The following is a 26,448-nucleotide window of genomic DNA, read 5'->3' on the forward strand; positions in this document are numbered from 1 at the left end:
TTAACGGTTTATTACCATTGGTAAAACGCACCGGCACCCACACCGTAGTTACCACGACTGTTGGTAGAAACGCTGGCTTTAAACACCCAGTTTTCATTAGGGGTAACACCGGACACACCAAGAGAAACCGCAGATTGACCACCATAGAAACCGGTACCCACGCCCACACCGATAGCACCGGCTTTGGTGGATTGAGGAACAGAAGCGTGAGCAATCGCACTCGCAACACCGCCTCTCAAGTCTTTATTTAAGAGGTTTACATTGCCACGCAATTCATTGATGGAATCGTTATTATCCGCTAATTGAGTGTTAATCGCCGCAATATTATTCGCGTTAGTCTGAATGTTAGCTGTATTAGTCGCAATATTACCCGTGTTAGTCGCAATATTACCCGTGTTAGTCGCAATATTAGCTGTATTAGTCGCAATATTACCCGTGTTAGTTGCAATATTGGTTTTGTTGGTTGCGATATCGGCTTTATTAGTTGCAATATCGGTTTTGTTTTTCTCAACTTTACCGTCTAAAGATTTCAATTGAGCCACGTTCACTGCATCAGTATCTTTTGTACCCGCAGCAACGCTGGTGATTTGACGGGTGATATTGTTGTCAACGTCACCAACAGAAACCGCAGCATGTGAAGCTTTCCAAGCTGCACTTGTCTCAGTTGTAGCAGCTTGAGTTGACGGATCATATCCTACAGCCTCTTTATTAACAGTTGCTTTAGAGTATGAACCTAATGCAACGCCATTTTCTACATCAGCGCCTGAAAATGCACCGACAGATACAGCATAATTTTTAGTTGCTCCAGTATCCGGTATAGACGCTAAACCAATACTCACAGATCCAAAGCCTGTAGCCTTAGCATTTGAACCTACAGCAACAGAATAAGCGCCTGTTGCTTGGGTAGATACCCCAACCGCAGTTGTAGCAATACCTGTAGCATTAGCTTTATTCCCCAAAGCAGAAGCATTAGCGCCATCAGCTACTGCACCATAACCTAGTGCAGTAGCACCATTGCCTTTTGCCTCCGTGTCAGTACCAATAGCTGTCGCACCACCAATGTTTTGAGCTTTACTTGTAGTATCCTTATTAGCCTTAGCATTATCACCAACTGCAACATCTTTTGAAACACCAGCAGCCGCATTTTTACCAATAGCAATGGAATCGTCTGATTTTGCCCCATCATTATTGTAGTTGCCTTGTGTTGTACCAAGAGCCCCAGGAGCAACACTAATAAAGTGTTCTGGCGCGGCCGCGTTGGCAACTGTAGACACACCCAATGCAGAAAGAAGTACGACCGCTGCCGTAGATAATTTCATGCTTGTATTTTTATTTAACTTACTTACATTTTTCATAATAGGTACCATAAAGTTAAAAAATAGACTAGTTATCATCAATGATAAGAAATACACCCTTGCACTTCGCTTAAGATTTTAGCATAAAAATTAAACTTTTTTACTCCATTTGATATTTTATGCATATTAAATTTATGCTTCTCATTGCAATTAAAAGAAGTAAAAATGGCACAAAAAGAAGACAGTCTTTTCAATAGCGCTCATTTTCAGAATTATGATAGACTTCATGCCGTTTTCCATCTTTCAGGCAACCATTATGAACCCGAAAAAACTCGTTATCGCCAGTCGCGAAAGCCTGCTTGCCATGTGGCAGGCAAAACATATCCAAGGCCGTCTGAAAGCCCTGTATCCCGATTGCGAAGTCGAGATTTTGGGCATGACCACGCGCGGCGACCAGATTTTGGACAGAACTTTGTCAAAAGTCGGCGGTAAAGGCTTGTTTGTCAAAGAGTTGGAACAGGCTTTGTATAACGGCCGGGCCGACTTGGCCGTGCATTCGATTAAAGACGTACCGATGGATTTGCCTGAAGGTTTTGCGCTTGCGGCAATCGGCGAACGCGCCAATCCGTTTGACGCGTTTGTGTCCAACCAATACGCACGTTTGGAAGAAATGCCCAAAGGCGCCGTCGTCGGCACATCCAGCCTGCGCCGCGAAGCCCAGTTGCGTGCGCGCTATCCGCATTTGGTTATCAAACCTTTGCGCGGCAATGTGCAAACTCGGTTGTCCAAACTTGATAACGGCGAATACGACGCGATTATCCTAGCTGCCGCCGGTTTGCAGCGTCTGGAATTGGACGAACGCATCCGCATGATTTTGACAGAATCCGACAGCCTGCCTGCCGCCGGACAAGGCGCATTGGGTATTGAAATTGCAGCGCATCGCGAAGATTTGTACGAAGTCTTAAAGCCTTTGAACCACGATACCACGCACGCCTGCGTTACTGCCGAACGCGCTTTGGCGCGCGCTCTGGGCGGAAGCTGCCAAGTGCCGCTGGCCGCATATTGCACTGAAGAAAACGGCTTGCTGACCTTGCGCGGCTTGGTTGGTCATCCTGACGGTTCGGTCATTTTGCAAGCGGACGCGCAAGCCCCTGCCGAATACGCCGATGCCTTGGGTCGTGCAGTCGCCAAAAAACTGGCAGATGATGGTGCGGAAGAGTTGATTACCGCCGTATTGCAAGAACAGGCTTAAAACAGTATAGATAATTTAAAAGGCCGTCTGAAACTTTCAGACGGCCTTTATTTTGTTGATGCTTAAGGATTCATAATCCGCGCAACCAAAGCTTTTTCTTTGCCCTGCATGTTGGGGATTTTGACCTGAATGCCGTTGCCTGGGGCAACATCGACAGGCTGGCCTTTGCGGGTCATTTGTTCCAATTTGATGGTTTGGTTGCCGCTCGGGTGGATGATTTCGAGTGAATCGCCGACGGCAAAGCGGTTTTTGACTTCGATTGTCGCCCAGCCGTTTTCATCGATTTCGGTAACGTGGCCGACATATTGGCTTTGTTTGGCGATGGAGTGGCCGGTCAGGTAGTTTTGGTAATCCTGAGTTTGGTGGCGCTCAAGGAAGCCGCTGGTGTAGCCGCGGTTGGCAAGGCCTTCGAGTTCGCTTAACAGGCTGTAATCAAACGGACGGCCTGCAACGGCATCATCAATCGCTTTGCGGTAGGACTGGGCCACGCGTGCAACGTAATAAAGCGATTTGGTGCGGCCTTCGACTTTAAGGCTGTCTACGCCGATTTTGGCCAGTTTCTCAACCACTTCAATGCCGCGAAGGTCTTTGGAGTTCATGATGTAGGTGCCGTGTTCGTCTTCCATAATCGGCATCATTTCGCCCGGGCGGTTGGACTCTTCAATCAGGAAAACTTTGTCGGCATATGGATGGCGTTTTTGACCGTTGATGCCTTCAAAGTTTTGGTTGGCTTCTTCTTGGGCTTTTTCAAAGTTGAAACCTTGCAGAAGTTGGGCATCGCCCGCATCGCTTTCAGTGGCGTTGTGAACTTTGTAATCCCAACGGCAGGAGTTGGTGCATGTGCCTTGGTTGGGGTCGCGGTGGTTGAAGTAGCCGGAGAGCAGGCAGCGGCCGGAGTAGGCGATACACAATGCGCCGTGGATGAAGACTTCGAGTTCGATGTCGGGGCATTCTTGGCGGATTTCGGCGATTTCTTCCATGCTCAATTCGCGCGACAGAATAATGCGTTCGACGCCGATGTTCTGCCAGAATTTCACGCCCCAATAGTTGGTGGTGTTAGCCTGTACGGACAGGTGAATCGGCATTTCCGGCCATTTTTCGCGCACGGTCATAATCAAACCCGGATCCGCCATAATCAGCGCGTCGGGTTTCATGGCAATCAAGGGCTCCATATCGGAAACAAAGGTTTTGAGTTTGGAGTTGTGCGGCAGCGTATTGACGGTCAGGAAGAATTTTTTGTTGCGCTCGTGCGCTTCTTTAATGCCTTGCTCGAGGACGTCGAGTTTGGCAAATTCGTTGTTGCGGGCACGCAGTGAGTAACGCGGGCTGCCGGCGTAAACGGCATCTGCGCCGTAATCGTAGGCGGCGCGCATGCGTTCGAGGCCACCTGCCGGTAATAAGAGTTCGGGTGCTTTCATGTTTTATGCTTTTTAAAATGTTTTCAGACGGCCCTCAAGGAAAGAGGGAAGGCCGTCTGAAAGATGTTTGAAGAATGGGCGGATTATCCGCTGTTTTTGTGTTTCGGTCAATTTTGTGTCGGGTTTGCGCTTTGTTTTTTATACGGAAAATGTCCTATATGATGAAAGGTGAAAAGGGGGCTTTAATTCATTGGAAATGTAAAAAAAGCAGGGTTGGGAGGAATAATTTAACAAAAAACCGTTCAAACAATGTATTTTCTTGTAAAATATCAAGCTTCATTTTAAAAAATATTCGGATTAGTTACCGATTTTGACCGACGGAAGGGTTATGGATTTTCGTTTTGACATTATTTATGAATACCGCTGGATGTTTTTATACGGCGTATTGACGACGCTGGGGCTGACGGTGGTTGCAACGGCAGGCGGCTCAATTTTGGGTTTGCTGCTGGCATTGGCGCGTTTGATCAATCCGGAAAAAGCTGGTGTGCCGATGCGTGCCTTGGCTTGGGTGTTGCGTAAGATTTCTTTTTGGTATGTTACGCTGTTCCGCGGTACGCCATTGTTTGTACAAATTGTGATTTGGGCTTATGTTTGGTTCCCATTTTTTGTTCATCCGGCCGACGGTGTGTTGATTAGTGGCGAAGCAGCCATTGATTTGCGCCGTTCTTATGGTGCGTTGATTGCCGGTTCTTTGGCTTTGATTGCGAACTCGGGTGCATATATTTGTGAGATTTTCCGTGCCGGTATCCAGTCGATTGATAAAGGCCAAATGGAAGCTGCGCGTTCTTTGGGTCTGACCTATACTCAGGCGATGCGTTATGTGATTTTGCCGCAAGCTTTGCGCCGTATGTTGCCGCCATTGGCCAGTGAGTTTATTACGTTGTTGAAAGACAGCTCATTGCTTTCCGTCATCGGCGTGGCAGAGTTGGCTTATGTACAAAGCACGATTACCGGCCGCTATTCTGTCTATGAAGAGCCGCTTTATACAATCGCGCTGATTTATTTGGTGCTGACAAGCTTTTTGGGTTGGGTATTCCTGCGCTTGGAAAGCCGTTACAATCCGCAACACCGCTAATCGGTTTGAATCAAAAAAGGAAGACTTTTTCAAGTCTTCCTTTTTTATTTGCCGTCAATGTTTCAGACGGCCTGAAATCAGAATGCTTCGCCGACTTTGATACCGCCTGCGATGTCTTTTGGCGTAGCCAGTTTGGCAGTTGCTTGTTGGGCGGCTTGGAATTCTTCGGTTGCCATGATGTCGGCAGCTTCTTGTACGGTCAATGTGTTGGCCATGTATTGCCAACGTGCTGCCAAATCGGCGTTTGCCGGTGCGTGGAAACCGTCTCGCAATTCATCTACCAAATCGGGACGGTTGCATACCAGTACAATATCGCAGCCTGCTTCAAAAGAAAGGCGTGCGCGTTCTTTAATACCGCCGACACCGCATGCGCCTTCCATGGTCAGGTCGTCTGAAAAGATAACGCCGTTAAATCCGATTTCTTGGCGCAGGATTTGTTTCAGCCATTTTTCGGAGAAACCGGCAGGTTGGTTGTCGGTTTGCGGGTACACGACGTGGGCAGGCATCACTGCCGCCATGCCAGCTTGGCTCAATGCGCGGAAGGGGATAAGGTCGGCAGCTTCTAGCGCTTCGCGGCTGCGTTCGTCACAAGGCAGGACGTGATGGCTGTCGCCTTCGACAAAGCCGTGGCCGGGGAAGTGTTTGCCGCAAGATTTCATGCCGCCTTTGTTCAGTCCTTTTTGCAGGGCAAGGGCAAGCTGGGTAACGATGTTGGCGTCGCGGTGGAAACTGCGGTTGCCGATGACGGCGCATTGCCCCCAGTCCAAATCCAAAACAGGCGTGAAGGATAGGTCGATACCGCAGGCGGAGAGTTCGGTTGCTAAAACCCAGCCGACTTGTTCTGCTTGGGCGCAGGCGGCTTCTTTGCCTTCGTTGTCCCAAATTTCGCCCAATACGTTCATGGCCGGCAGGCGGGTGAAGCCGTCAATAAAACGTTGAACCCGTCCGCCTTCGTGGTCGACGGCGATGATGAGTTCAGGTGTACGGACGGCTTTGATTTCTTGAACCAAAGCTTTGAGCTGGGAAACGTTTTCAAAGTTGCGGCGGAACAAAATAACGCCACCGACGGCAGGGTCGAGCAGGCGTTGTTTTTCTTCTTCGGTCAGATGATAGGCGGCAACATCGGCCATGACTGGGCCGCGTGGAAGATGAGGCGTATTCATTGTTTTGTCCTGAATAATGTATATATTGGATAATCGTTATGTTCAGACGGCCTGAGAGTGTAGGAATATCTCAGGCCGTCTGAATATTGGTTTTGAATTAGGCAGTTGCTTTTTTCTTGTCTTTCAAGATAAAAATCAATATAACCATCACGATGCCGGTTACCACAAAACCTAAAGGTGCAGAGCCGGTCATGCCCAGTGCGAGGTAGCCTGAGGCGGCAGACGCGGCTACGGTCAGCGCGTAAGGGAATTGCGAGGTAACGTGGTCGATGTGGTTACAGTGTGCGCCGGTAGAAGAGAGGATGGTGGTGTCGGAAATCGGAGAGCAGTGGTCGCCAAATACGGCTCCGGCCATTACGGCAGACATGCAAGGGATAATCAGCGAAGGTTCGACTTTGACGGCCATAGCGGCGGCAATCGGCAACATGATGCCGAATGTACCCCAGCTTGTGCCGGTAGCGAAGGCCATCACACCTGCGAGCATGAACAAAATCACGGGCAGGAAGCCTGCGTGGATATTGCCTGCCACTAAAGTGGAGAGGTATTCGCCGGTATGCATCTCGCTGACAACGGTGCTGATGATCCATGCCAAAATCAAGATGGTAATGGCACCGCGCATAGAGATGATGCCCTGCCAAATGGCTTTAGGGTAATCGCTGGTTTTGATGGTGCCGATGGTGCAGAGGATGACGGCCAATACGCCGCAAGTCCCGCCAAACACGAGGGAAGTGTTCACATCGGTATTTTCAAATGCGCTGAGCAAAGAGAAGGTCTCAGAAGCTTGCGCACCAGTGTAAATCATGGCGGAAACCGTGGCGACGATCAGTACCAAAACCGGCACAATCAGCGCGAATACACGGCCGTTGGGATGGCCTGTTTCAATGGTTTCATCATGAGTTTCATTCAAAGCGGCACGTTCCAAACGAGCCATAGAGCCGATGTCGAATGAGAACCAGGCAACGATAAACACCATAATCAATGCGAAGACGGCGTAGTAATTCATCAGGCTCATGGCCACGAATGCGCCCATTGGTGTGTAGTCTGTGATGTTGTAAGTCACCAAAAGGCCGGCCAAAGTAGCGATAATCGATGCGCCCCAGCTGGATACTGGCATCAAAACGCACATCGGCGCGGCAGTGGAGTCAAGGATATAAGCCAGTTTGGCGCGGGAAACTTTGAATTTGTCGGTTACAGGGCGGGCAATCGCACCGACGGCAAGACTGTGGAAATAGTCGTCAATAAAGGTAACGAATACCAAACAGGCGGTCAGCAGCTTCGCACCGCGACGGCCTTTGATGTGCTGTTTTGCCCAATCGGCAAATGCTTGGTTGCTGCCGGAATGTGTCAGCAGGGAAGTGAAAATCCCCAAAAGCACCAAAAAGAGCAGGATTTTGGGTTTGCCCAAGGACCAATCGCCGTCCGCCCAAGTCAGGCTGATCGCCATGTCTTTTAAGTGAACCAAGGCATCGAGTGGATTACCGCCTACCAGCAGGAATGAGCCGACGATAATGCCGACACCCAGGGACAGCAACACACGGCGTGTGGCAATGGCCAGGGCGAGCGCAATGGCTGCCGGGACGATAGATAAAATAGAATTTGAATAATTAATGAGTTGCATAATTATATTGTATATAAGCGGTGAAATATTTTCAGACGGCCTAAATTGGAAGGCGGATAACAAAATACCCACCGCCTTTGACAGATGGGTATTTTATCATCTAACACATCATCATGCCGTCTGAAAAATCGGACTACTGCAGATTTAGTGCGAGGAACAAAGTATTGCCATCGCGTTGTACCAAAAGCGGTACGTTTTTGCCTGAGCTTTCCAATGCGCTACGGAAAGTGGATTCGTCATTGACGCTGATTTGGCTGATGGCAATGATTTCGTCGCCGCGTTTGAGGCCGGCACGTTCGGCCGCTCCGCTAACGCGCAGAACGATTAAGCGTTGTTTGCCGTCTGCGTTTTCAACCTGCAGGGTAACGCCTGCGTTTTCAACGGTAAATCCGTCATGGCTGCCTTCATGTTGTGGGTGTTCGGCTTCTTTTGCAGAAGTTTCCGTTTGCTCGGCTGCGCTGCCAAGTTTGACTTTGACATCGGTTTGTTTGCCGCCGCGCCAAATGCTCAAAGTCACTTCTTTGCCCGGCATAATCGAGCCGACCATAACAGGCAAATCGCTGGAAGCGCGGACTTCTTCGCCGTTAACTTTGCGCACGATGTCACCAACCTGCAAACCGGCTTGTTGTGCTGCGCTGTTCGGCATGATTTTGGCAATCAGTGCGCCACTTGCTTTGTCCAAACCGAAAGATTTGGCCAAATCATAAGAAACTTCTTGAATAACCACGCCTAATTGACCGCGTTGGACTTTGCCGTTGGCTTTTAATTGTTCGGCCACATTCATGGCAACATCAATCGGAATGGCAAATGAAATGCCCATGAAACCGCCGCTGCGGCTGTAAATTTGCGAATTGATGCCGACTACTTGGCCGCGGAGGTTGAATAATGGGCCGCCTGAGTTACCGGGGTTGATGGCAACGTCGGTTTGGATAAACGGCGTGTAGTTTTCATTCGGCAGGCTGCGGCCTTTTGCGGAGACGATGCCGGAGGTTACGCTGTTGTCAAAGCCGAAAGGCGCGCCGATGGCGGCTACCCATTCGCCCGGTTTCAAATCTTTCGGATTGCCGATTTTGACAACCGGCAAGTCTTCTTGCGGCTCAATTTTTAAGAGGGCAACGTCGGATTGGGCATCTGAGCCGACCAGTTTGGCTGTGTATTCGCGTTTGTCGTTGAGCAGGACTTTGATATTGCCCATGCCGGCAACCACGTGGGTATTGGTCAGGATATAGCCGTCTTTGCTGATGATGAAGCCGGAACCGAAATTCAAAGCGTCGCTTTCAGTATCTTCCTGCGGCATGTCGGGCATATTGGGAACAAGGCGCTTGAAGAACTCGTAAAATGGATCGTTGTCGGGGAATTGACTCAGGTCCATGCTGTGGTCGTCATCCGGTGTCGCAGTGCGTTTTGCCGGTGTCGCTTGAATATTGACGACTGCCTGTCCTTCGTTTTGCACCAGTTGGGCGAAGTCGGGCAGCAACATACCGACTTTTCCGTCATCGGTATTGGTTTCTATGCGTTGGACGAGTTCTTTGTTTTCGTCTTTACCGAAAAAGGTGCTGACTTTGTCGCAACCTGAAAGAAGGGAAGCTGAGAGGACAGCAAGGGCCAGATATGTGTTTGTTTTAATATTCACGAAAGTTCCTTTTGCCGGTGCCTATTGTATTGTCGGCATGCGTTTGAGCCGGCAGGCAGTTTTATTGTTTGAATGCTGTTTAAATGTATAAGGTAGGATTTTTACACTTTAACGGTTTTTTTTCAAGCATTTCATTTTAAATGAAAAAATAATGATTGGGATTTTATTGTTTTAAGGCCGTCTGAAAACTTTGGGATATGACCTGTCGGTCGGTTCGCTTCTTTCAGACGGCCTTTAAATTGTGGTCAGTCGTGTTGATCCAAATGGTAGATCTGCGCCACGGCATCGATTAATTCGCTGTTGTCCGAGCCGGCTTTATTGAGCGTGCGTGTCGGAGAGTGGAGCAGTTTGTTGGTCAACTGAATGGAGAGGCGTTCAAGGACATCCTCGGCGGATACGCCTTTTGCCAGTTGCTTCATGGCATTTTCCAATACTTGGCGGCGCGCACGTTCGCCTTCGTCGCGCAATGCGCGGATAAGCGGAACACTTTGGCGGTTTTTCTGCAGGCGGATAAATTCGCTGACTTTTTCTTCCACCATGCTTTCAGCCGCCGCCGCTGCTTTTTTGCGCGCATCTTTACCGCTTTGGACAATGTCCATCATGTCGTCTACGGTATAGAGATATGCGTCTTCCAATTCGCCGACTTCGGCTTCGATGTCGCGCGGAACGGCCAAATCCAGAAGGAAAACAGGCATGTTGTGGCGTTTTTTCAATGCGCGCTCAACCATGCCTTTGCCGACGAGGGGAAGTTGGCTGGCGGTGGAAGAAACGACCACGTCGTAATCGTGAAGAATATCGGGCAATTCATTCAACAGGCAGGCTTCGGCGTTGACGCCGAGTTTGTCGCACAATTCCTGCGCGCGCTGGTGTGTACGGTTGGCAACGGTAATGAGCTTGGGATTTTTGGCGGCAAAATAAGTGGCCACCAGTTCAATCATTTCGCCTGCGCCAATAAAGAGAACGTTCAGATCGGAAATGGAAGGGAAGATTTGCTCTGCCATTTTGACCGATGCAGAAGCCATGGAGACGGAGTTTTCGCCGACAGCAGTGTCAGTACGCACTTCTTTGGCAACGGCAAAGGTTTTTTGAAACAGGGCGTTTAAGTGGGTATTGATGCTTTCCTGTTCTTGCGCAACGCGGACGGCATCTTTGATTTGACCGAGAATTTGCGGTTCGCCCAAGACCATGGAGTCCAAACCGCAGGCGACACGGAAGGCGTGGCGGACGGTTTCATTATTATCTAAGGTATAGAGGTAAGGGCGGATTTCTTCGGCAGGCAGGTCGTGATATTGCGCCAACCAGTCGATGATTTTTTCGGTTTCACCGACGCAGTAAAGCTCGGTGCGGTTGCAGGTAGAAAGAATAACTGCTTCTTCCGCCGCCTCACTGCGCGCGAGGTTGGACACGGCATCCGGCAGATTTGCAGCTGCAAATGCCAGTTTTTCGCGTATGCTCAAGGGCGCGGTTTGGTGATTGAGTCCGACGACGGTAAGTTGCATGGTTATGGTATGACTGGGTAGTGTGTGTGGTGGGTATTATAGCTTAAGTGGGCTTTAAAATGAATGTGTTGGGGGAGAAGATACAATGAGGTTTGCCATCGAAAAGGCCGTCTGAAAAGATTCAGACGGCCTTTTTATCAAGAAAAGCTTAAACGGCTTCTGCTTCTTCTGCCAAAAAACCGCGCAATTTTTGCATGGCTTTGGCTTCGATTTGGCGGATGCGTTCGGCAGATACGCCGTATTCGGCAGCCAATTCGTGCAGGGTTAAACCGCCATCGTCTTGCAACCAGCGGCTTTCAACGATACGGCGGCTGCGGTCGTCCAGTTGCGCCAGGGCGTTTTGCAGGCCTTCGGTTTGCAGGGCGTAGTGGGCTTGTTTGGACAACTGACGGCTAGGCTCTGCATCGTGATCGGCCAACCAGTCGATAGGAGCGAAGTTGTCCTCGTCATCGTTGTTTTCTGCCATGATGCCGATGTCGTGACCGGTCATGCGTTGCTCCATTTCCAAGACTTCGGACAATTTGACGCCCAAATCGTCGGCGATTTCTTGCGCTTCTTTTGGAGACAAGGCATTCAAGTTTTTACGCATGCTGCGCAGATTGAAGAACAGTTTGCGTTGCGGTTTGGTGGTGGCAACGCGGACCAAACGCCAGTTGCGCAAAATGAATTCGTGGATTTCGGCTTTAATCCAATGCACGGCAAACGAAAATAGGCGCGCGCCGCGACTTGGTTCGTAGCGTTTGACGGCTTTCATCAGGCCGATATTGCCTTCTTGAATCAGGTCAGCTTGGTTGAGGCCGTAGCCGTCGTAGCCGCGTGCAATGGATACGACGACGCGAAGATGCGACAGGATAAGCTGTTTGGCGGCATTGAGGTCGCCTTTTTGTTGACGTTCCGCCAGTTGTGTTTCTTCTTCGGCGGTAAGCATGGGAATGCTGTTGACAGTATGAATGTATTGCTCGAGGCTACCGTTGCCGCTGTGGATAACAGGTAATGCAAAAGCTTTATTCATGAAGGGTGCCTTCCTTGATTGGGCCGTCTGAAGACGGCTTTTTGTTTATTGTGTGACAAGCAGTATAACACTGCCTGTGGTTTGTTTTGTTATGGGTTGGATTTTTTCTGTAAATTAACGATAGATTCAATAGTTTTTACTGCTTGAATCGCAAGGATTGATTGTCTTAGAAAATTTGAGTGATTTGCTAGGTTTTGGTTAAGTATATTACAAACATTTCTGTATGTAAATAGTTTCAGCAATAAAAAAGACCTTGTGTAACAAGGTCTTAAAATTTTTTTATTCTGGTTTTTTCCGGCCAATCAGGATAAGGAATACGCCGATAACGGCCAAAATGCTAATAAGCCATATTGAGCCGCCTGCCTTCATATAAGGCGTTTCGCCGATATAGCCTTTGACGTGGCCTTCGAGGACGGTTTCTGTATCCGGTTGGGCTTCGGCAACAATCGTACCTTTAGGGGAAATAATGGCGGTCGCACCGGTATTGGTGGCGCGAACCATGTAGCGGCCCAGTTCCATTGCACGCGCTTGGGACTGTTGAAGCTGCTGATACATGGCATTGGATTTGCCGTACCACGCCATATTGCTGATGTTGGCAAGCAGGGTGGAGCGTTTCGCCGTTGCGATGAGTTCGTCGCCGAAACCGTCTTCATAGCAGATATTGAAGGCGACTTTTTGATCCTTCATCACCAAAGGCGCTTGGTTGTCGCCGCCTTTTTGAAAGTCGGCCAAAGGCATATCCATCATTTTATAGAGGCGCTCGGTAATGGCGGGCAAGGGCTTGTATTCGCCAAATGGAACGAGGTGGTTCTTGGCGTAGTAGGGGATGACATCGGAAGTGCTGTTGTGATAGCCGCTCAAATTGATGACTGCATTTTCGTAGCCGTTGCCGTCGGGCGTATATTGGCTGATGCCGATGGCCAATGCGCTGCTGTTGCTTTGCGCCTGTTCGGCGAATTGTTCCAAGATGCCTTCGGGCAGGTCTTGGCGCATCAGCGGCAGGGCGGTTTCAGGCAGGATGACGATGTCGGCACTGGTCTTGCTGATTTGTTCGTAGTATTTCTGAATGGTCGGAATGATTTGCTCTTCCTTCCATTTCAGATTTTGCTCGATGTTGCCTTGAATCAAGGCGACCGTGCTGGTGCTGCCGTCAGGGCGGGTGTATTCGGTTTGTTGGGAAATGTAGCCGACGGAGCAGAGCGCAACGATAAGGAATAAGGGCAGCAGGCGGTGTTTCAGACGGCCGTGGTTGTCAATCAGCAACACCAGCCATGCGCTGAGGAAAGCAGTTGCCAGCGTGACCATATGAATGCCGCCTAAAGGCGCGAAGCCTGCCAATGGGCTGTCTTTGGTGATTTGGGAATAGCCGATTGCACCCCAGCCGAATCCGGTTAGGAAACGTTCGCGGGCAAATTCTGCCAGCGTCCATAAAATCGGCAGCAGGAGGCCGGTTTTGGCCCAGCGCGACAGGTTGCATTTTCTCCACACCCAAAAACAGATGGCCGGATAAAGTGCAAGAAACGCCGGCAGCAGGAAGGTGAGGGGGATGGCGTATGAATCCGGCAAACCCGAAACATCATGCAAGGCAGTGTGTATCCAATAAAACTGCGCCGTATAACCGATTAATCCGAACAGATAGGCAGTCATGACGGCAAAGCGCGGACGCAATTCAATCAGGTGTATCAGCGCGCCAAACAACAGCGGCATCAGCCAGAAATGATAATACGGGGCGAAAGTGAACGGTGTCGCGGCGGCAATCAAGATGACCAGCGGCCAGTAAAGCAGCGGATGTTGCCAATATTGTTCGAGTTTACGGAAAATATTCATGCTTTAAATGGTATTGAGGCCGTCTGAAAAATTTTCAGACGGCAGGGAAACAAAATCAGTCTTTTTGAAACAATTTCATTGCAGGCAGGACGATTGCGCAAGCCAATGCACCGGCGCCTACTCCGACAACCAGATTAGCGATATGTTCCATTATGCCGCTGTCCCAATGCTGCGCGTGGAGGAAATCGTGCAAAAAGCCAAGGTTGTGGGCGATCAGTCCGCCGCCGACCAAGAACATCGCCAGCGTGCCGACAATACTCAAGCCGCGCATAAACCAAGGCATAAATGAAATCAAACCGCGTCCGATACCTTGTACGGTGGCGCTTTTTTGGCGCATCAACATCATACCGAGGTCGTCAAGTTTGACGATAATGCCGACCAAACCATAGACTAACACTGTCATGCCGACACCGATGACGGCCATCACCAAAGAACGCGTCATTAGGTCATATTTCTCAACAACGCCCAGCGCGATAATGATGATTTCGGCGGAGAGGATGAAATCTGTGCGGACTGCGCCTTTAACTTTTGTTTTTTCGTCTGTGACTTCAGGCTCGGCATCATGTCCGTCTTCGTGTTCATTGCGGTGCAGAAATTTGTGCAACAGTTTTTCCACGCCTTCAAAACACAAATACACACCGCCGATCATCAGCAAGGGCGTAATCAGCGCAGGCAGGAAAGCGGAAAGCAGCAGCGCAAGCGGCACCAGAATCAGCTTGTTGATCAGAGAGCCTTTTGCCACCGCCCAAATAATCGGCAATTCGCGCTCGGCAGATACGCCGGTTACCTGATTGGCGTTGAGCGCCAAATCGTCACCGACCACGCCGGCGGTTTTTTTGGCGGTGACTTTGGTCATCATCGCTACATCGTCCAAAACGGCGGTAATGTCGTCCAAAAGCGTAAAGAGAGAGGCAAAGGCCATAATGTTGTCCGGATAAAATCAAATAAACGCGCGATTATATATGAAAATTCAGTTGCTTGAATGTTTTTCAGACGACCTTTGACGGAAATTAACCAAAGGCCGTCTGAAAATGCTATTTCGGCGTATAACGTCCCGCCATGGCTTTATACACCATATTTTCGTATTTCAAGGCTTCATAGCGTTGGTTCAGTAGGTTTTGCGCCGAGCTGTATTCCGAATTCAAAGCCTCCAGCCAGTCTTTCAGCTCGTTTTTACCGTGTTGGTAGCGTACTTGATAGTAATGGCTGTTTTTCTTGTCCAACTGATAACGCTGTTCTTGATTGGCAAGGCTGGCCTGCGCGTTTTTGTAGGCAAGGTAGTTGGTGTTGACCTCGTTGAGCGCGGTGGTCAGGGCTTTTTCAAAATTCAGCTTGGCACTGTCCATCTCCGCTTGTACGGTTTTGTCTTTCCATTTCATGGTCTGCCAATTAAGGAAAGGCAGATTGATGGTGGCCGAACCGCCCAACATAGGGATATTGAACGTGCTTTTTGCTTTGTCGGACGACGTACTCAAACTTGCGCCCAAAGTAATCGACGGATACCAACTGCGTTTTTGCGCGTTGACCGATTGTTGCGACGCTTGCAGGCGGTATTCGGCGGCGCGCAGGTCGGGGCGGTTGGCCAAAACGGTAATCGGTACGTCCAAGTTCACGCCTTTGACAGGCAACAGGCGGAATTGTGCCGGATCGGCGGCCATGTTTTCAGACGGCCTTAAATTCAACAAATTACGCAAAACCTGTTTTTGCGTATCCAAATTGTTTTGCAAAGACAGCAGGCTGTTTTCCGCACTCAGCAACGACTGTTTGGCTTGGGTCGGCTGGCTGGAGTCGGCCCGGCCGTAGCGGAACTTGGCATTCGCAATGCGGTTGATTTCCTGATATTGCTTCAGCGATTTTTGTGCCAACTCGATGGCTTCGTTCAGGTAGGCGATATTGAAATACGCATCGGCGACATTATTAATCAAAGTCAGGCGTGTGTTGGCCATGTCTTCATGCGTGGCTTGGTATTCCCATACCTGTGCATCGGCAGTGGCACTGAGTTTGCGCCACAAATCCAATTCGTAGCTCAAGCCAAGCTGGCTGCTGAAGGTATTACCGTGGCTGCCGGTTTTCAGGTTTTTAGAAGCGTTCGCGCCCAATGAGCCGCTGAACGAAGGCACCAAATCCGCACCCAAAATATTGGCTTGGTACAAAGCTTTGTTGACGCTGATGGCCGCCTGTTTCAAATCGACATTGTTCGCCAACGCCTGCTCCATCAGAGCGTTGAGCTGCGGGCTTTGGTAGATTTCCCACCAGTTGCCGTTTACATCGTAGCGTTCGGCAGTTTCCGCCGTGCTCATGACTTGGCCGGTCGCTTCCAGTGTCAGGTTCGGATTGGCTTTAGGTGCGGCGCACGCACTTAGGGCAAGGGCAATAGCCAATGATAAGGCTGCTTGGGAAAAAGGTTTCGTCTTCATAAAAATCTTTCGGGTAACAGCATTTCAGACGGCCCTAAGATAATAGGCCGTCTGAAACATAATCAATCCTGAGCCAGCGCATCAATCGGGTTGAGCTTGGAAGCCTTGTTGGCAGGCATAAAGCCGAACGCGACACCGATGGCGGTGGAGCAGACCACCGCGCCGATGACGGAAGTCATGGAAATGCTCATCGGGAAGTCGGTGACAAAGTAGTTGAACACCAGGCTGATGCTTGCGGACAACAATACGCCTGACAGACCGCCGATGATACAGATTAAGACTGCCTCAATCAGAAACTGTTGCAAAATATTGTTGCGGCGTGCGCCGATTGCCATACGGACGCCGATTTCTTTGGTGCGCTCGGTAACGGAGACCAGCATGATGTTCATCACGCCGATGCCGCCGACCACCAAAGAGATGACCGCGATGGAAGAAATCAGCAGCGTCATGGTGCCGGTTGTGCTTTCAACCATTTCTTTGATGCTGTCGCTGTTGTTCATAAAGAAATCTTCTGTACCGTGGCGTGCTTTCAGCAGCTCGGTCAGGCTTTTCTCGGCAACTTGTGTGTTGGCATCGTCTTTGATTTTGACAACGATGGAGTTGGTATGGCTCTCGCCGGTAATTTGGTGCATGACCGTTGTATACGGCGACCAAAGCATCAGTGAGTCGGAATTGCCGAACGAGTTGTCATCTTTTTTCATAATGCCGATGACGGTTAACGGGCGTTTTTTGAAGAGGATGGTTTTGCCTAAAGGATTGACGCCTTCGCCGAAGAGTTTGGTTTTGGTGTTTTGGTCGATAACGACGACTTGGGCATCGGTTTTTACATCGTCATCATCAAACAGACGGCCTTCTTCCAATTTCAAACCGCGCACGTCGAAATATTGTTCGCCTACGCCGTAAAGCGAGGCGGTCAGATCGGTGTTGCGGTAGGTCAAGGTGCCGCCGGAGTTGGTTTGAGGGGTGGCGGAGGCGACGTAGCTTTGTTGGCTGATGGCTTTTGCGTCATTAATCGTCAGTGTCTTGATTCGTCCGCTGCGGCGGTCGCCAAAACCACGGCCGGGAAAGATGCTGATGGTGTTTGTGCCCATCGAGTTGATGTCTTCCAAGATTTTTTGTTGCGAGCCATTACCCAATGCCACTACCGATACCACCGAGGCGATACCGATGATAATCCCCAGCATGGTCAGCAGCGAACGCATCTTGTGCGCCATAATCGCCTGTACCGACATTTTAAATGCTTCCATAAATTGATCGTAATAAAACGACCAGGAAGCTTTTTCTTTAATCCTCTCCACTTTGCTTGGCGGGATATCGGGATTTTTAGACGTATCCGAAATAATCTGACCGTCGCGGATTTCGATGACGCGGTTTGCATTTGCCGCAATGCCCGGATCGTGGGTGACCATAATCACGGTATGCCCGTCTTCGTGCAGCTTATGGATGATTTCCATCACGTTTTTACCGCTGGCGGTATCCAATGCGCCGGTCGGCTCGTCGGCAAAGATGATTTCGCCGCCGTTCATCAACGCGCGGGCAATCGAAACGCGTTGTTGCTGACCGCCGGAAAGTTCGCTGGGTTTGTTGCCTTCTTTATTTTGTAAACCCAAATCGCCCAACAGTTTTTCCGCACGTTCCGCACGCTCTTTACTGTCCATGCCCATATATACGGCAGGCAGGGCGACGTTGTCTCGGGCAGTCAGTGAGCTTAACAGGTTGTAACGCTGGAAAATAAAGCCGAAACGCTCACGGCGCAAAGCCGCCAGTTCATCCGGCTGCATTTGCGATGTTTCGATGCCGTCGATTTGATAAGAGCCGGAAGTGGCGGTATCCAGACAGCCCAAGATATTCATCAGCGTTGATTTGCCTGAGCCGGACTGGCCGATAATCGCCACAAAGTCGCCTTTCTCAATAGAAAGGCTGACATCTTTCAATACATGCACACGGTTTTCACCGTTACCGAAAAAACGGTTGATATTCTTACATTCGATTAAACTCATAATCTTTCCGGGCGAAAAATAGAAATACAGGAACTAAGGCCGTCTGAAACACAGCCAAATCTTTCAGACGGCCTTAATCAATCAGCGAGGAGGGCCGCCGCCCATCATCGCGCGTTCGCTGCTCTTATTCTTTTCATCTGCGCTCATTTCAGAAATGATTACTTTTTCGCCTTCCTTCAAGCCGCTTTTGATTTCGGTATTCATGCTGTCTTTCAGGCCGACGGTCACTTCGCGTTCTACCGCTTTATTGTCTGTACCCAAAACGCTGACAAATGATTTGCCGTTATGTTTTTTCACAGTCAGTGTCGGTACCAGTAAGACATTCTTCACGCCGTTGATTTCAATCGTATTTTGAGTGGTCATGCCGATGGAGAGCTTGCCGTCATTATTCGGCACCAGGGCGCGGGCATAGTAGTAGATTGCATTGGAAGTCGTGTCCGTGCTGCTGGTGTAGTTGCCCAAAGACATGGTGGTCAGGCCGGGGTCGACGCTGTCCAATTTCGCTTTAATCGGGGTGTCCGGCTCGGACAAAATGGTGAACGAAATATCCTGACCGGCTTTAACTTTCGTGATGTCGCCTTCGGCAATCTGCATTTTGTTGAGCATGGTTTCCAAGTTAGCCAGTTGGATGATGGTCGGCGTAGATTGCGCCGCATTGACGGATTGGCCTTCTTCAACAGGAATGGCGACTACAGTGCCGTCCATGGTGGCGGTAATCCGTGTATGGCCCAGTTCGGATTCGGCCGTATTGATGGAGATTTTTGATTGTTTGATGGAGGCTTTCAGTTCGGCAACATTCGCTTTGGCTGCGGCTAAAGAGTCTTGTGCAGATTCCAAGTCTTCTTTGGAAGTTGCCTGTTCTTTCCATAAGGCAAGTTCGCGTTTATATTTTTTCTCTGCACTGGAAAGCGCGATTTCGGCAGAAACCAATTTTGCCTGATAGGTTTCCAGTTTGGATTTTTCGGTATTTAAGGTATTGATCTGATTGGTTGAGTTGATTTCTGCAATCAGATCGCCTTTTTTCACTTGCTGGCCCAGTTTCACATATAGTTTTTTAATCTGACCTGAAGCTTCCGCGCCCACGGATACTAAATTGGAAGGCGAGATTTCGCCGGTTGCCGACACGGTTTGACGGATATCGCCGCGTTTGACTACTTCTGTAATAAAAGAAGACTGAGGCTCAGGCTTCATCAAAGACCAGCCGCCGAAAGCCGCTGCTACCACAACAGCCGTACCGGCCGCCCACTTGAAAACTTTAGACATATAAAAAGAACCAATTCAATAAAATAACGTCGCAGACAAGCAACAGATGTATTGATAGAAACAAAAAACAACTGGATTTTACTGTAAAGACCAAGTCCGACCAAGAGACGGTCGGCTTAAATTGAAGTTTAACTTATTGAAATAAAAAATAAAGGGCAGTAAACATTTTTCAGAATTTGCACCTCATTTACATAAATTCCCAAACTGCCTCCGAATCTGAACATTTAAGCCGCAAGAAAACTACTATAATATTCACGTCTTATTCTAATTATTCACGACATAAATACAATGAAACACCAACAAGGCTTCACGCTTATCGAGCTGCTGATAGTCGTTGTGATTGCAGCCATTCTCGCTACCATCGCATATCCGTCTTATCAAAACTATATCCGCCAAACGCGCCTTGCCGCCGTCCGCACGCAGATGCTGCATAACGCCCAACAGCTCGAACGCTACTACACTCAAAAAAGTACATTTGTAGGGTTTCCTGCTGGAAATTTACAGCAGAATCAATATTTTAATATTGGTTTTGAAGGTGAACCTTCCGATTCAGGTTATATTTTGAAGGCAGAGCCTAACAAAGAAACCAACGCAAATGAAACCTGTACCGTTTATTACAACGACAGCGGTATCATCTGGGCAAGCAGCGACAAGCAAAACTGTCCCGGTTATGAAATGCCAAAATCAGAATAAATCGAAAGATAAAAGGCCGTCTGAATTTCAGACGGCCTTTTTGATGGTTTGGCTGTATAAGGACATTAGCTTAAACAGGGCAAAGATCGGTAATCCCGACCTGATGCGAAGTCAATCTTAGCCTTTGCGGCGCGGTTCGTCAGGGCGGATGCGGGAAGCCAGTTGGTCGAGGATGCCGTTAACGAATTTATGGCCATCGGTGCCGCCGAAAGTTTTGGTGACTTCGATGGCTTCGTTGATGATGACAGGGTAGGGGGTCTCAGGCATGGTGCTCAGCTCATGGCAGGCAACCAGCAAAACGGCGCGTTCGATAGGACTGAGGTCTTTCTCGTCGCGGTCGAGCAGGGGGCTGATTTTTTCCATGTATTCTTCAGCATGGGTTTGTGCGCCGAAAAACAGTTTGTTGAACAGCTCTTCATCCATATTGGATGTTTGGGACAGTTCGTGGATGTTTTTGGCGATTTCGGGGGCGGCAGTTTTGTTGATGCCTGCTTGATAAATAGCTTGTACGGCAAGCTCGCGTGCGCGGCGGCGTGGGCTTTTCATGGGTATTCCTTGTGAAGAGAGTGCCGATGGTTGTCGGCTGAATATTGAATGATTCAGACGGCCTCAATATCATGATTGAGAGGCCGTCTGAAAATATGCGGTATTCAATACGGGGAGAAGCTTATTCTTCGTCGTCTTCGTATTGTTCTGACAAAAGATGGTTGACCAAGTTGGCACATTCTACGGCAACTTTGGCGGCATCGGAGGCTTTTTCTTCGATGCGTGCAACGGCTTGTTCGTCGTTTTCAGTCGTCAGGATGGCGTTGGCGATAGGGATGTTGTAGTCAAGGGCAACACGGCTGACACCTGCGCCGGATTCATTGGATACCAATTCAAAGTGGTAGGTTTCGCCACGAATGACAACGCCGATGGCAATCAGAGCATCGAATTGTTCGGATGAAGCGAGGTTCATCAGCGCGATAGGCACTTCAAGCGCGCCGGGAACGGTGGCAAGCGTGATATTGTCTTCGGATACGCCCAATTCTTTTAAGGTGCGGCAGCAAACTTTGACCATTTCGCTGCCGATTTCGTTGGTAAAGCGGGCTTGAACGATGCCGATGCGCAGGTTGATGCCATCGAGGCGTGGTTCGATAATGTTCATGATGATTCCTTCAATATATGTGAAATAGGGATTCGGCTCGGTTTCAGACGGCCTTGTTATAGGGAATGCCGTCTGAAACGAAATGGGGATGGGCTATTCTTGCGGCTGCCAATCGGCAACGGCTTGGAACTCGCCGTCTTCGTTCAATTCCCACGCGCTGCCTTCTGCCTGAGTCAGTAGGGGGGCAATGTCGGGATTGTCTGCGGTAATGGCGGAGAGGCTGACAATGCTGAAGTTGTCGGGATTGTCGGTGTATTCGTCGGTTTCGTCGCCGCTGAAAATACGCCAGCCGCTGTCGTTTTCAAATACGGGGGCTTCGCGGTAGAGGAAGCCGACGGGTTCGCCTTGTTCGGCGACGGTGTTGGTAACGATGCAGCGGTCGAGTGCTGCGGCCAATGCTTGGGCAAATTTGTTCATGGAGTTGACAAAGAGATGATTTGGCATGATTTTACACGATTCGCTGCTTTTCCGCACGGATGTGTGCAGGGGTGGTTTGATGGTACAATATCGGTAAGTGCCGTCAGGTTTGAACATGACGGCTTTTGATTGTTTATCGGCTTGAGGGACGCAAGAAACAATGAGCCAAAATAAAAAAGTTGCCGGTGTAGCCTTTTTATTTTGTTTCACTGCGGATGAGGCGTGCTTTCCGGCTGTTTTTTGAAAGTATGGAATGAAACCTGATTTGCTCAAACAGCAGGCGCATCGAGCGATTCAAAAGCGTCTGGGCTATGAGTTCCGCAATATGGAGCTGCTTCAGCAGGCTTTGACCCACCGCAGCTACAATGCCAAACACAATGAGCGTTTTGAATTTGTCGGCGATTCGATTTTGAACTATTCCGTGGCGCGGATGTTGTTTGACGCTTTTCCGAAATTGTCGGAAGGCGAGTTGTCGCGGATGCGCGCGGCTTTGGTGAATGAAGGTGTATTGGCTGAAATCGCGTTGGAAATGAATGTCGGCGACGGTTTGTATTTGGGTGCCGGCGAGTTGAAGAGCGGCGGTTTCAGACGGCCTTCGATTTTGGCCGATGCGATGGAGGCAATGTTTGCGGCGGTCAGTTTTGACGCGGATTTTTCTGCGGCGGAAAAAGTGGTTCGCCATTTGTTTGCGGAACGCGTGAAACGTGCGGATTTGAATATTGGCAAGAAAGACAGTAAAACCGCTTTGCAGGAAGCCTTGCAGGCACGCCGCTTTGCCCTGCCGAAATACCGAATCGAAGAGCAGGCGGAGCAAACGGCTGATGCGATGTTTGTGATTTCCTGTGATTTGGGCGAACTCGGTTTCATCTGTAACGCACGCGGCAGCAGTCGGAAAGTAGCCGAGCAAAAAGCGGCATGTGAAGCCTTGGAGTGGTTGGAACAGAAGTTCCCTTTGAAAAAAGCTAAAAAATAATATTTCAGACGGCCTTTGAGAAAATGCAAAGGCCGTCTGAAACAATCAAGAAAGTCATATATAAATGGATATCGAGACCTTTTTACAAAACGAGTCGCAACACCCGACGGATTATCGTTGCGGCTTTGTGGCCATCGTGGGTCGCCCGAATGTCGGCAAATCTACGCTGATGAACCATTTAATCGGTCAGAAAATCAGTATTACCAGTAAAAAAGCACAAACCACGCGCAACCGTGTAACCGGTATTTACACCGACGATACGGCACAATTTGTGTTTGTCGATACGCCGGGTTTTCAAACCAATCACCGCAATGCCTTGAACGACCGTCTTAATCAAAACGTAACCGAAGCGTTGAGCGGCGTGGACGTGGTGGTTTTTGTGGTGGAAGCCATGCGTTTTACCGATGCCGACCGCGTGGTGTTGAAACAGTTGCCTAAGCATACGCCTGTGGTATTGGTGGTCAATAAAATCGACAAAGATAAAGCCAAAGACAAATTTGCGCTTGAGGCGTTTATCAATGAAGTGCGTCAAGAGTTTGAGTTTGCCGCCAGCGAGGCAGTCAGTGCGAAACATGGCCTGCGTATTGCCAATCTGCTGGAACTGCTCAAACCGTATCTGCCGGAAAGTATCCCGATGTATCCGGAAGATATGGTGACGGATAAATCCAGCCGATTCCTGGCGATGGAAATTGTACGCGAAAAATTGTTCCGCTATTTGGGCGAAGAGCTGCCGTATGCGATGAATGTTGAAGTGGAGCAGTTTGAGGAAGAGGAAAGCGGACTGTTCCGCATTTATATCGCGGTGTTGGTTGATAAAGACAGCCAAAAGGCGATTTTGATTGGCAAGGGTGGGGAGAAATTGAAGAAAATTTCTACTGAAGCTCGCCTTGATATGGAAAAATTGTTTGATACCAAAGTCTTCTTGAAGATTTGGGTAAAAGTGAAATCCGGTTGGGCTGATGATATTCGTTTCCTGCGCGAATTGGGTTTGTGATTTAATGTATTCAAACAGAAGGCCGTCTGAAAAATTTTCAGACGGCCTTCTGTTTGATTAAGACAACAATTCAGCCAGGCGTTTGACGATTTCATCTGCGGCTTGGCGTTTCGATGTTTCCGGAAAGGAGGTTTCGGCAAGGTCATCAATAATGGTGATTTGATTGGTTGGCTTACCCATGGAAACGGAAACTTGGTTGGCCACCAGCATCGGTACGTTTTTGCGCAAACGTTTTGCCCGTGCAAATTCCAAAACTTGATGGCTTTCCGCTGCAAAGCCGACGCAGAATGGTGGGGAAGGTAGGGCGGCTACGGATGCGAGAATATCCGGATTTTCTGTCAGCTCGATAACCGGAGGCTGATCGCTGTTTTTCTTCAGTTTCTCGTTGCTGCTGTTTTTGACTTTGTAGTCTGCAACGGCTGCGACGGAGATAAAGACATCTTGTTTATGGATATGGCGATGAACTGCCTGATACATGGCTTCTGCGCTGACAGCCTGTTCGGAATGAGCCAAGCCAGCTGGCAAGGCCGTCTGAATTTGACCGTAAATCAGCGTGACTTTCGCTCCGGCAGCACGGCACGCACGCGCTAAAGCCATGCCCATTTGTCCGCTGGAAATATTGGTAATGCCGCGGACAGGATCGATGGCTTCAAACGTTGCGCCGGCTGTAATCAGAACTTTTTTGCCGCTCAGTAGCTTGGGTGTCCATAAATCCTCTAGCAAATCAGCCAGATCGACCGCTTCGACCATTCTGCCTGTACCTGTTTCTCCGCAAGCCTGTTCGCCGCTGTTTGGGTAAAACACGGTAATGCCGTCTGAAACCAGCTGCTCAATATTGCGCAGATTGGCAGGGTTGTTCCACATTTCGACATTCATTGCAGGCGCAACAGCCAAAGGGCATTTCCTGGCTGCTACCAAGTTGGTCAGTAGATTATCAGCCAATCCGTTGGCAATTTTGGCAATTGTATTGGCAGTTGCAGGTGCAATAAGAAATGCGTCAGCTTCACGCGTCAGATTGATGTGCGCCATGCCATTATTGGAAGCACCTGAATAGGTATCCGATAAAACAGGATTGCCGGTTAAAGCTTGGAAAGTCAGTGGGGAGACAAATTCTGTCGCAGAATCTGTCATCACCACTGATACAGAATATCCTTGCTTTTTCAGCAGTCTGACCAGTTCGCAAGATTTATACGCCGCAATACCGCCGGTAATGCCGAGGAGAATGTGTTTGCCCATAAATAACGAGTTCATTAAATGAGATATATAGGAATCAAATCAAATTATATTTGTTCGATGTTGATTCTGGCCAGTTTTGCTTTAATCGCATTACCATATCTCTTCGGCAAAAATGCTGAAACCGCTCCGTTTTTTACTTCAGTCACATAACTGCAGACTTTAAATTCAGGAACAACATTGAGCGAGTAGTCCGGATTGACCAAAGGCGAAGCACTGGAGTACAGCGTCCATTTTGCCAGGCTGCCGTCTTCACAATCAGTCGTTGCGTTAAAGCTGGTAACCCCTTCGCTGAAAGCGATTTGATAGTTAGGGTAAAACTCGCCGGGAATTTCGTGTGCATTACAGAAATCAAATAATCTGTCATGTGCGAACAGATTCTGACGGATATAGGCCCACAATTCTTTTTCTAGAAAATCTTGGTCGGCAAAATGTCTGGAAGGGTAGCCCTCGTCGACAAAGTTCTGAATCCTTTCCTGCATATCTGGGACTGCACCCGCTTTAGCGCCCCACATACCTGCAAGAATTAGGGCGGTATGCGAGCCTGAGTCGCGAATAGTGTGGAATAGGGTGCCACTTTTTATCCATTCGGATACGGCCGCTGCATCACGATAACAAATAATAGAGTCTGCATCACGGAAAATAACGTATTCAACCTCAGGATCATTAATGGCAAGAAAGCGCCACATCGTACCCGGCCAGTTGTTCAATGGAGTGCCAACCTTAAAATACTTCTGCTCCGTTATTTCTAAATCGTTGAATAGCTTCAGCCGATACAGAATCGTTGACATAAAAACGACATGTCCAACCAGGGAAAAGCACAGGCGCAAGCTGGGTATTTAAGACGGCAGGTTCAATATATTTGGAATTATTGCCAAATAAAGAAAAGGAGATAATCCGTTTGCCGTTTTTTGGAGCCGGTATCGGAATGATTTCATATTCTAGGTCTGGAATAGCCTTATCTTTTAGAACCAAAGCCTGATGACCGTAAAACCCGGTTTTTTCCCAATTATCTAGAGCGTCATAAGCATGTGCAAGTAAATCCAAAGCAGGAATATAGGTACTATCCAGCTCTAGCGTTTTCATTTCAGCCTCAATGGCTTTTTCCCATTTCAATTGCTTCAGATAGGCATAAGCAACTTTATGATGAAATTCTGCAGATTGGGGGTTGAGAAGGCAAAGAATCTCGGCACGTTTTAGCGCTTCCTCGTAATTTTCCTCTTCGATAAAAGAGTGATATGCTTGTTCAAATTTTTGTTGAATCTTTTCGTTACTCATAATAGGGGCTATTCTAGAATTTATGATTGTTTTATTGGAGAAAGTAGAGATTGTAAGAGTAGATGGGACTAAAGCGCCAGTAATATAGAGTTGTAGAGTGTTGAATGTGGCAATTAAGAGTAAAGCCACAGGGCTATTTATCTTAGGGTATCTGGTTTATCTATTGAATGATAAAATTCAATAAATTTTAAATTATTTAAATACAGATAGTTGTGAGAAATTTTTAATTTTTTTGAAATTG

The 26,448-nt window shown here is 48.8% G+C and carries 23 protein-coding genes; 5 read left to right on the forward strand and 18 right to left on the reverse strand.

Going from position 1 to position 26,448, the window contains the following annotated elements; translation table 11 throughout:
• Window positions 1-11: 11 nt before the first annotated feature.
• Window positions 12-1,355 (reverse strand): YadA-like family protein, encoded by a 1,344-nt coding sequence (locus O3660_RS04390; RefSeq protein ID WP_318250454.1) that lies wholly within the window; start codon window positions 1,353-1,355, stop codon window positions 12-14.
• A gap of 256 nt (window positions 1,356-1,611) precedes the next feature.
• Between O3660_RS04390 and hemC the strand changes: the two genes are divergently transcribed.
• Entirely contained in the window at window positions 1,612-2,547 is a 936-nt protein-coding gene (hemC, locus tag O3660_RS04395) for a hydroxymethylbilane synthase (RefSeq protein ID WP_152333315.1), read from the forward strand.
• Window positions 2,548-2,609: 62 nt separating this feature from the next.
• On the opposite strand, the gene yegQ is transcribed toward hemC, so the two are convergent.
• Window positions 2,610-3,965, reverse strand: coding sequence for a tRNA 5-hydroxyuridine modification protein YegQ (gene yegQ, locus O3660_RS04400; protein WP_049350962.1), 1,356 nt, complete (start codon window positions 3,963-3,965; stop codon window positions 2,610-2,612).
• 328 nt (window positions 3,966-4,293) lie between these two features.
• Between yegQ and O3660_RS04405 the strand changes: the two genes are divergently transcribed.
• Window positions 4,294-5,040 (forward strand): amino acid ABC transporter permease, encoded by a 747-nt coding sequence (locus O3660_RS04405; protein ID WP_003684370.1) that lies wholly within the window; start codon window positions 4,294-4,296, stop codon window positions 5,038-5,040.
• A 77-nt stretch (window positions 5,041-5,117) separates the two neighbouring features.
• On the opposite strand, the gene nagZ is transcribed toward O3660_RS04405, so the two are convergent.
• From nagZ to O3660_RS04455, 10 genes are all read right to left on the reverse strand, one after another.
• Entirely contained in the window at window positions 5,118-6,203 is a 1,086-nt protein-coding gene (gene nagZ / locus O3660_RS04410) for a beta-N-acetylhexosaminidase (protein WP_049350961.1), read from the reverse strand.
• 97 nt (window positions 6,204-6,300) lie between these two features.
• Window positions 6,301-7,821, reverse strand: coding sequence for a Na+/H+ antiporter NhaC family protein (locus O3660_RS04415; protein WP_049350960.1), 1,521 nt, complete (start codon window positions 7,819-7,821; stop codon window positions 6,301-6,303).
• 133 nt (window positions 7,822-7,954) lie between these two features.
• A complete protein-coding gene (locus tag O3660_RS04420) occupies window positions 7,955-9,454 on the reverse strand; it encodes a DegQ family serine endoprotease (RefSeq protein WP_049350959.1) in 1,500 nt (499 codons plus the stop codon).
• Window positions 9,455-9,699: 245 nt separating this feature from the next.
• A complete protein-coding gene (hemA, locus tag O3660_RS04425) occupies window positions 9,700-10,953 on the reverse strand; it encodes a glutamyl-tRNA reductase (protein WP_003684306.1) in 1,254 nt (417 codons plus the stop codon).
• Between the two features lie 148 nt (window positions 10,954-11,101).
• Complete coding sequence (rpoH, locus tag O3660_RS04430; RefSeq protein ID WP_004519690.1) at window positions 11,102-11,965, reverse strand: RNA polymerase sigma factor RpoH; 864 nt, start codon at window positions 11,963-11,965, stop codon at window positions 11,102-11,104.
• Between the two features lie 279 nt (window positions 11,966-12,244).
• Complete coding sequence (gene lnt, locus O3660_RS04435; RefSeq protein ID WP_049350958.1) at window positions 12,245-13,792, reverse strand: apolipoprotein N-acyltransferase; 1,548 nt, start codon at window positions 13,790-13,792, stop codon at window positions 12,245-12,247.
• Window positions 13,793-13,847: 55 nt separating this feature from the next.
• Window positions 13,848-14,714, reverse strand: coding sequence for a DUF808 domain-containing protein (locus O3660_RS04440; protein ID WP_049350957.1), 867 nt, complete (start codon window positions 14,712-14,714; stop codon window positions 13,848-13,850).
• A gap of 112 nt (window positions 14,715-14,826) precedes the next feature.
• Entirely contained in the window at window positions 14,827-16,209 is a 1,383-nt protein-coding gene (locus O3660_RS04445) for a TolC family protein (protein WP_049350956.1), read from the reverse strand.
• Between the two features lie 62 nt (window positions 16,210-16,271).
• Window positions 16,272-18,209 carry a MacB family efflux pump subunit gene (locus O3660_RS04450; protein WP_049350955.1) on the reverse strand — a complete coding sequence of 646 codons (1,938 nt, stop codon included), beginning with the start codon at window positions 18,207-18,209 and terminating at the stop codon, window positions 16,272-16,274.
• A gap of 81 nt (window positions 18,210-18,290) precedes the next feature.
• A complete protein-coding gene (locus O3660_RS04455) occupies window positions 18,291-19,472 on the reverse strand; it encodes an efflux RND transporter periplasmic adaptor subunit (RefSeq protein WP_049350954.1) in 1,182 nt (393 codons plus the stop codon).
• A gap of 288 nt (window positions 19,473-19,760) precedes the next feature.
• Between O3660_RS04455 and O3660_RS04460 the strand changes: the two genes are divergently transcribed.
• Entirely contained in the window at window positions 19,761-20,165 is a 405-nt protein-coding gene (locus tag O3660_RS04460) for a type IV pilin protein (RefSeq protein WP_049350953.1), read from the forward strand.
• A 117-nt stretch (window positions 20,166-20,282) separates the two neighbouring features.
• Here the strand turns inward: O3660_RS04460 and nusB are convergent, their stop codons facing one another.
• The 3 genes from nusB to O3660_RS04475 form a co-directional block, all read right to left on the reverse strand.
• Window positions 20,283-20,711, reverse strand: coding sequence for a transcription antitermination factor NusB (gene nusB / locus O3660_RS04465; protein ID WP_049350952.1), 429 nt, complete (start codon window positions 20,709-20,711; stop codon window positions 20,283-20,285).
• A gap of 121 nt (window positions 20,712-20,832) precedes the next feature.
• The gene (ribH, locus tag O3660_RS04470) at window positions 20,833-21,312 is read right to left on the reverse strand and encodes a 6,7-dimethyl-8-ribityllumazine synthase (protein ID WP_049350951.1); all 480 of its coding nucleotides are present in this window, start codon (window positions 21,310-21,312) and stop codon (window positions 20,833-20,835) included.
• A 93-nt stretch (window positions 21,313-21,405) separates the two neighbouring features.
• Window positions 21,406-21,729, reverse strand: coding sequence for a DUF2185 domain-containing protein (locus tag O3660_RS04475; RefSeq protein ID WP_003748560.1), 324 nt, complete (start codon window positions 21,727-21,729; stop codon window positions 21,406-21,408).
• Between the two features lie 253 nt (window positions 21,730-21,982).
• On the opposite strand from O3660_RS04475, the gene rnc reads away from it, so the two are divergent.
• Both rnc and era read left to right on the forward strand, forming a co-directional pair.
• Window positions 21,983-22,702: a ribonuclease III gene (rnc, locus tag O3660_RS04480; protein ID WP_003683027.1), complete on the forward strand. Its 720-nt coding sequence runs from the start codon at window positions 21,983-21,985 to the stop codon at window positions 22,700-22,702.
• A gap of 64 nt (window positions 22,703-22,766) precedes the next feature.
• Window positions 22,767-23,696: a GTPase Era gene (gene era, locus O3660_RS04485; RefSeq protein ID WP_036493257.1), complete on the forward strand. Its 930-nt coding sequence runs from the start codon at window positions 22,767-22,769 to the stop codon at window positions 23,694-23,696.
• A 57-nt stretch (window positions 23,697-23,753) separates the two neighbouring features.
• Here the strand turns inward: era and coaBC are convergent, their stop codons facing one another.
• From coaBC to O3660_RS04500, 3 genes are read right to left on the reverse strand one after another with little or no spacing between them, the layout of a single operon-like run.
• On the reverse strand, window positions 23,754-24,932 hold the full coding sequence (gene coaBC, locus O3660_RS04490; RefSeq protein WP_049350950.1) for a bifunctional phosphopantothenoylcysteine decarboxylase/phosphopantothenate--cysteine ligase CoaBC: 1,179 nt from the start codon (window positions 24,930-24,932) through the stop codon (window positions 23,754-23,756).
• A gap of 44 nt (window positions 24,933-24,976) precedes the next feature.
• A complete protein-coding gene (locus O3660_RS04495; protein ID WP_241479525.1) occupies window positions 24,977-25,720 on the reverse strand; it encodes a hypothetical protein in 744 nt (247 codons plus the stop codon).
• Entirely contained in the window at window positions 25,653-26,207 is a 555-nt protein-coding gene (locus O3660_RS04500) for a lipopolysaccharide assembly protein LapB (RefSeq protein ID WP_241479526.1), read from the reverse strand. The genes O3660_RS04495 and O3660_RS04500 overlap by 68 nt, the downstream gene beginning before the upstream one ends.
• Window positions 26,208-26,448: the final 241 nt, after the last annotated feature.

It is taken from the genome of Neisseria sp. 27098_8_139 (assembly GCF_041433195.1).
Lineage (GTDB): Bacteria > Pseudomonadota > Gammaproteobacteria > Burkholderiales > Neisseriaceae > Neisseria > Neisseria subflava.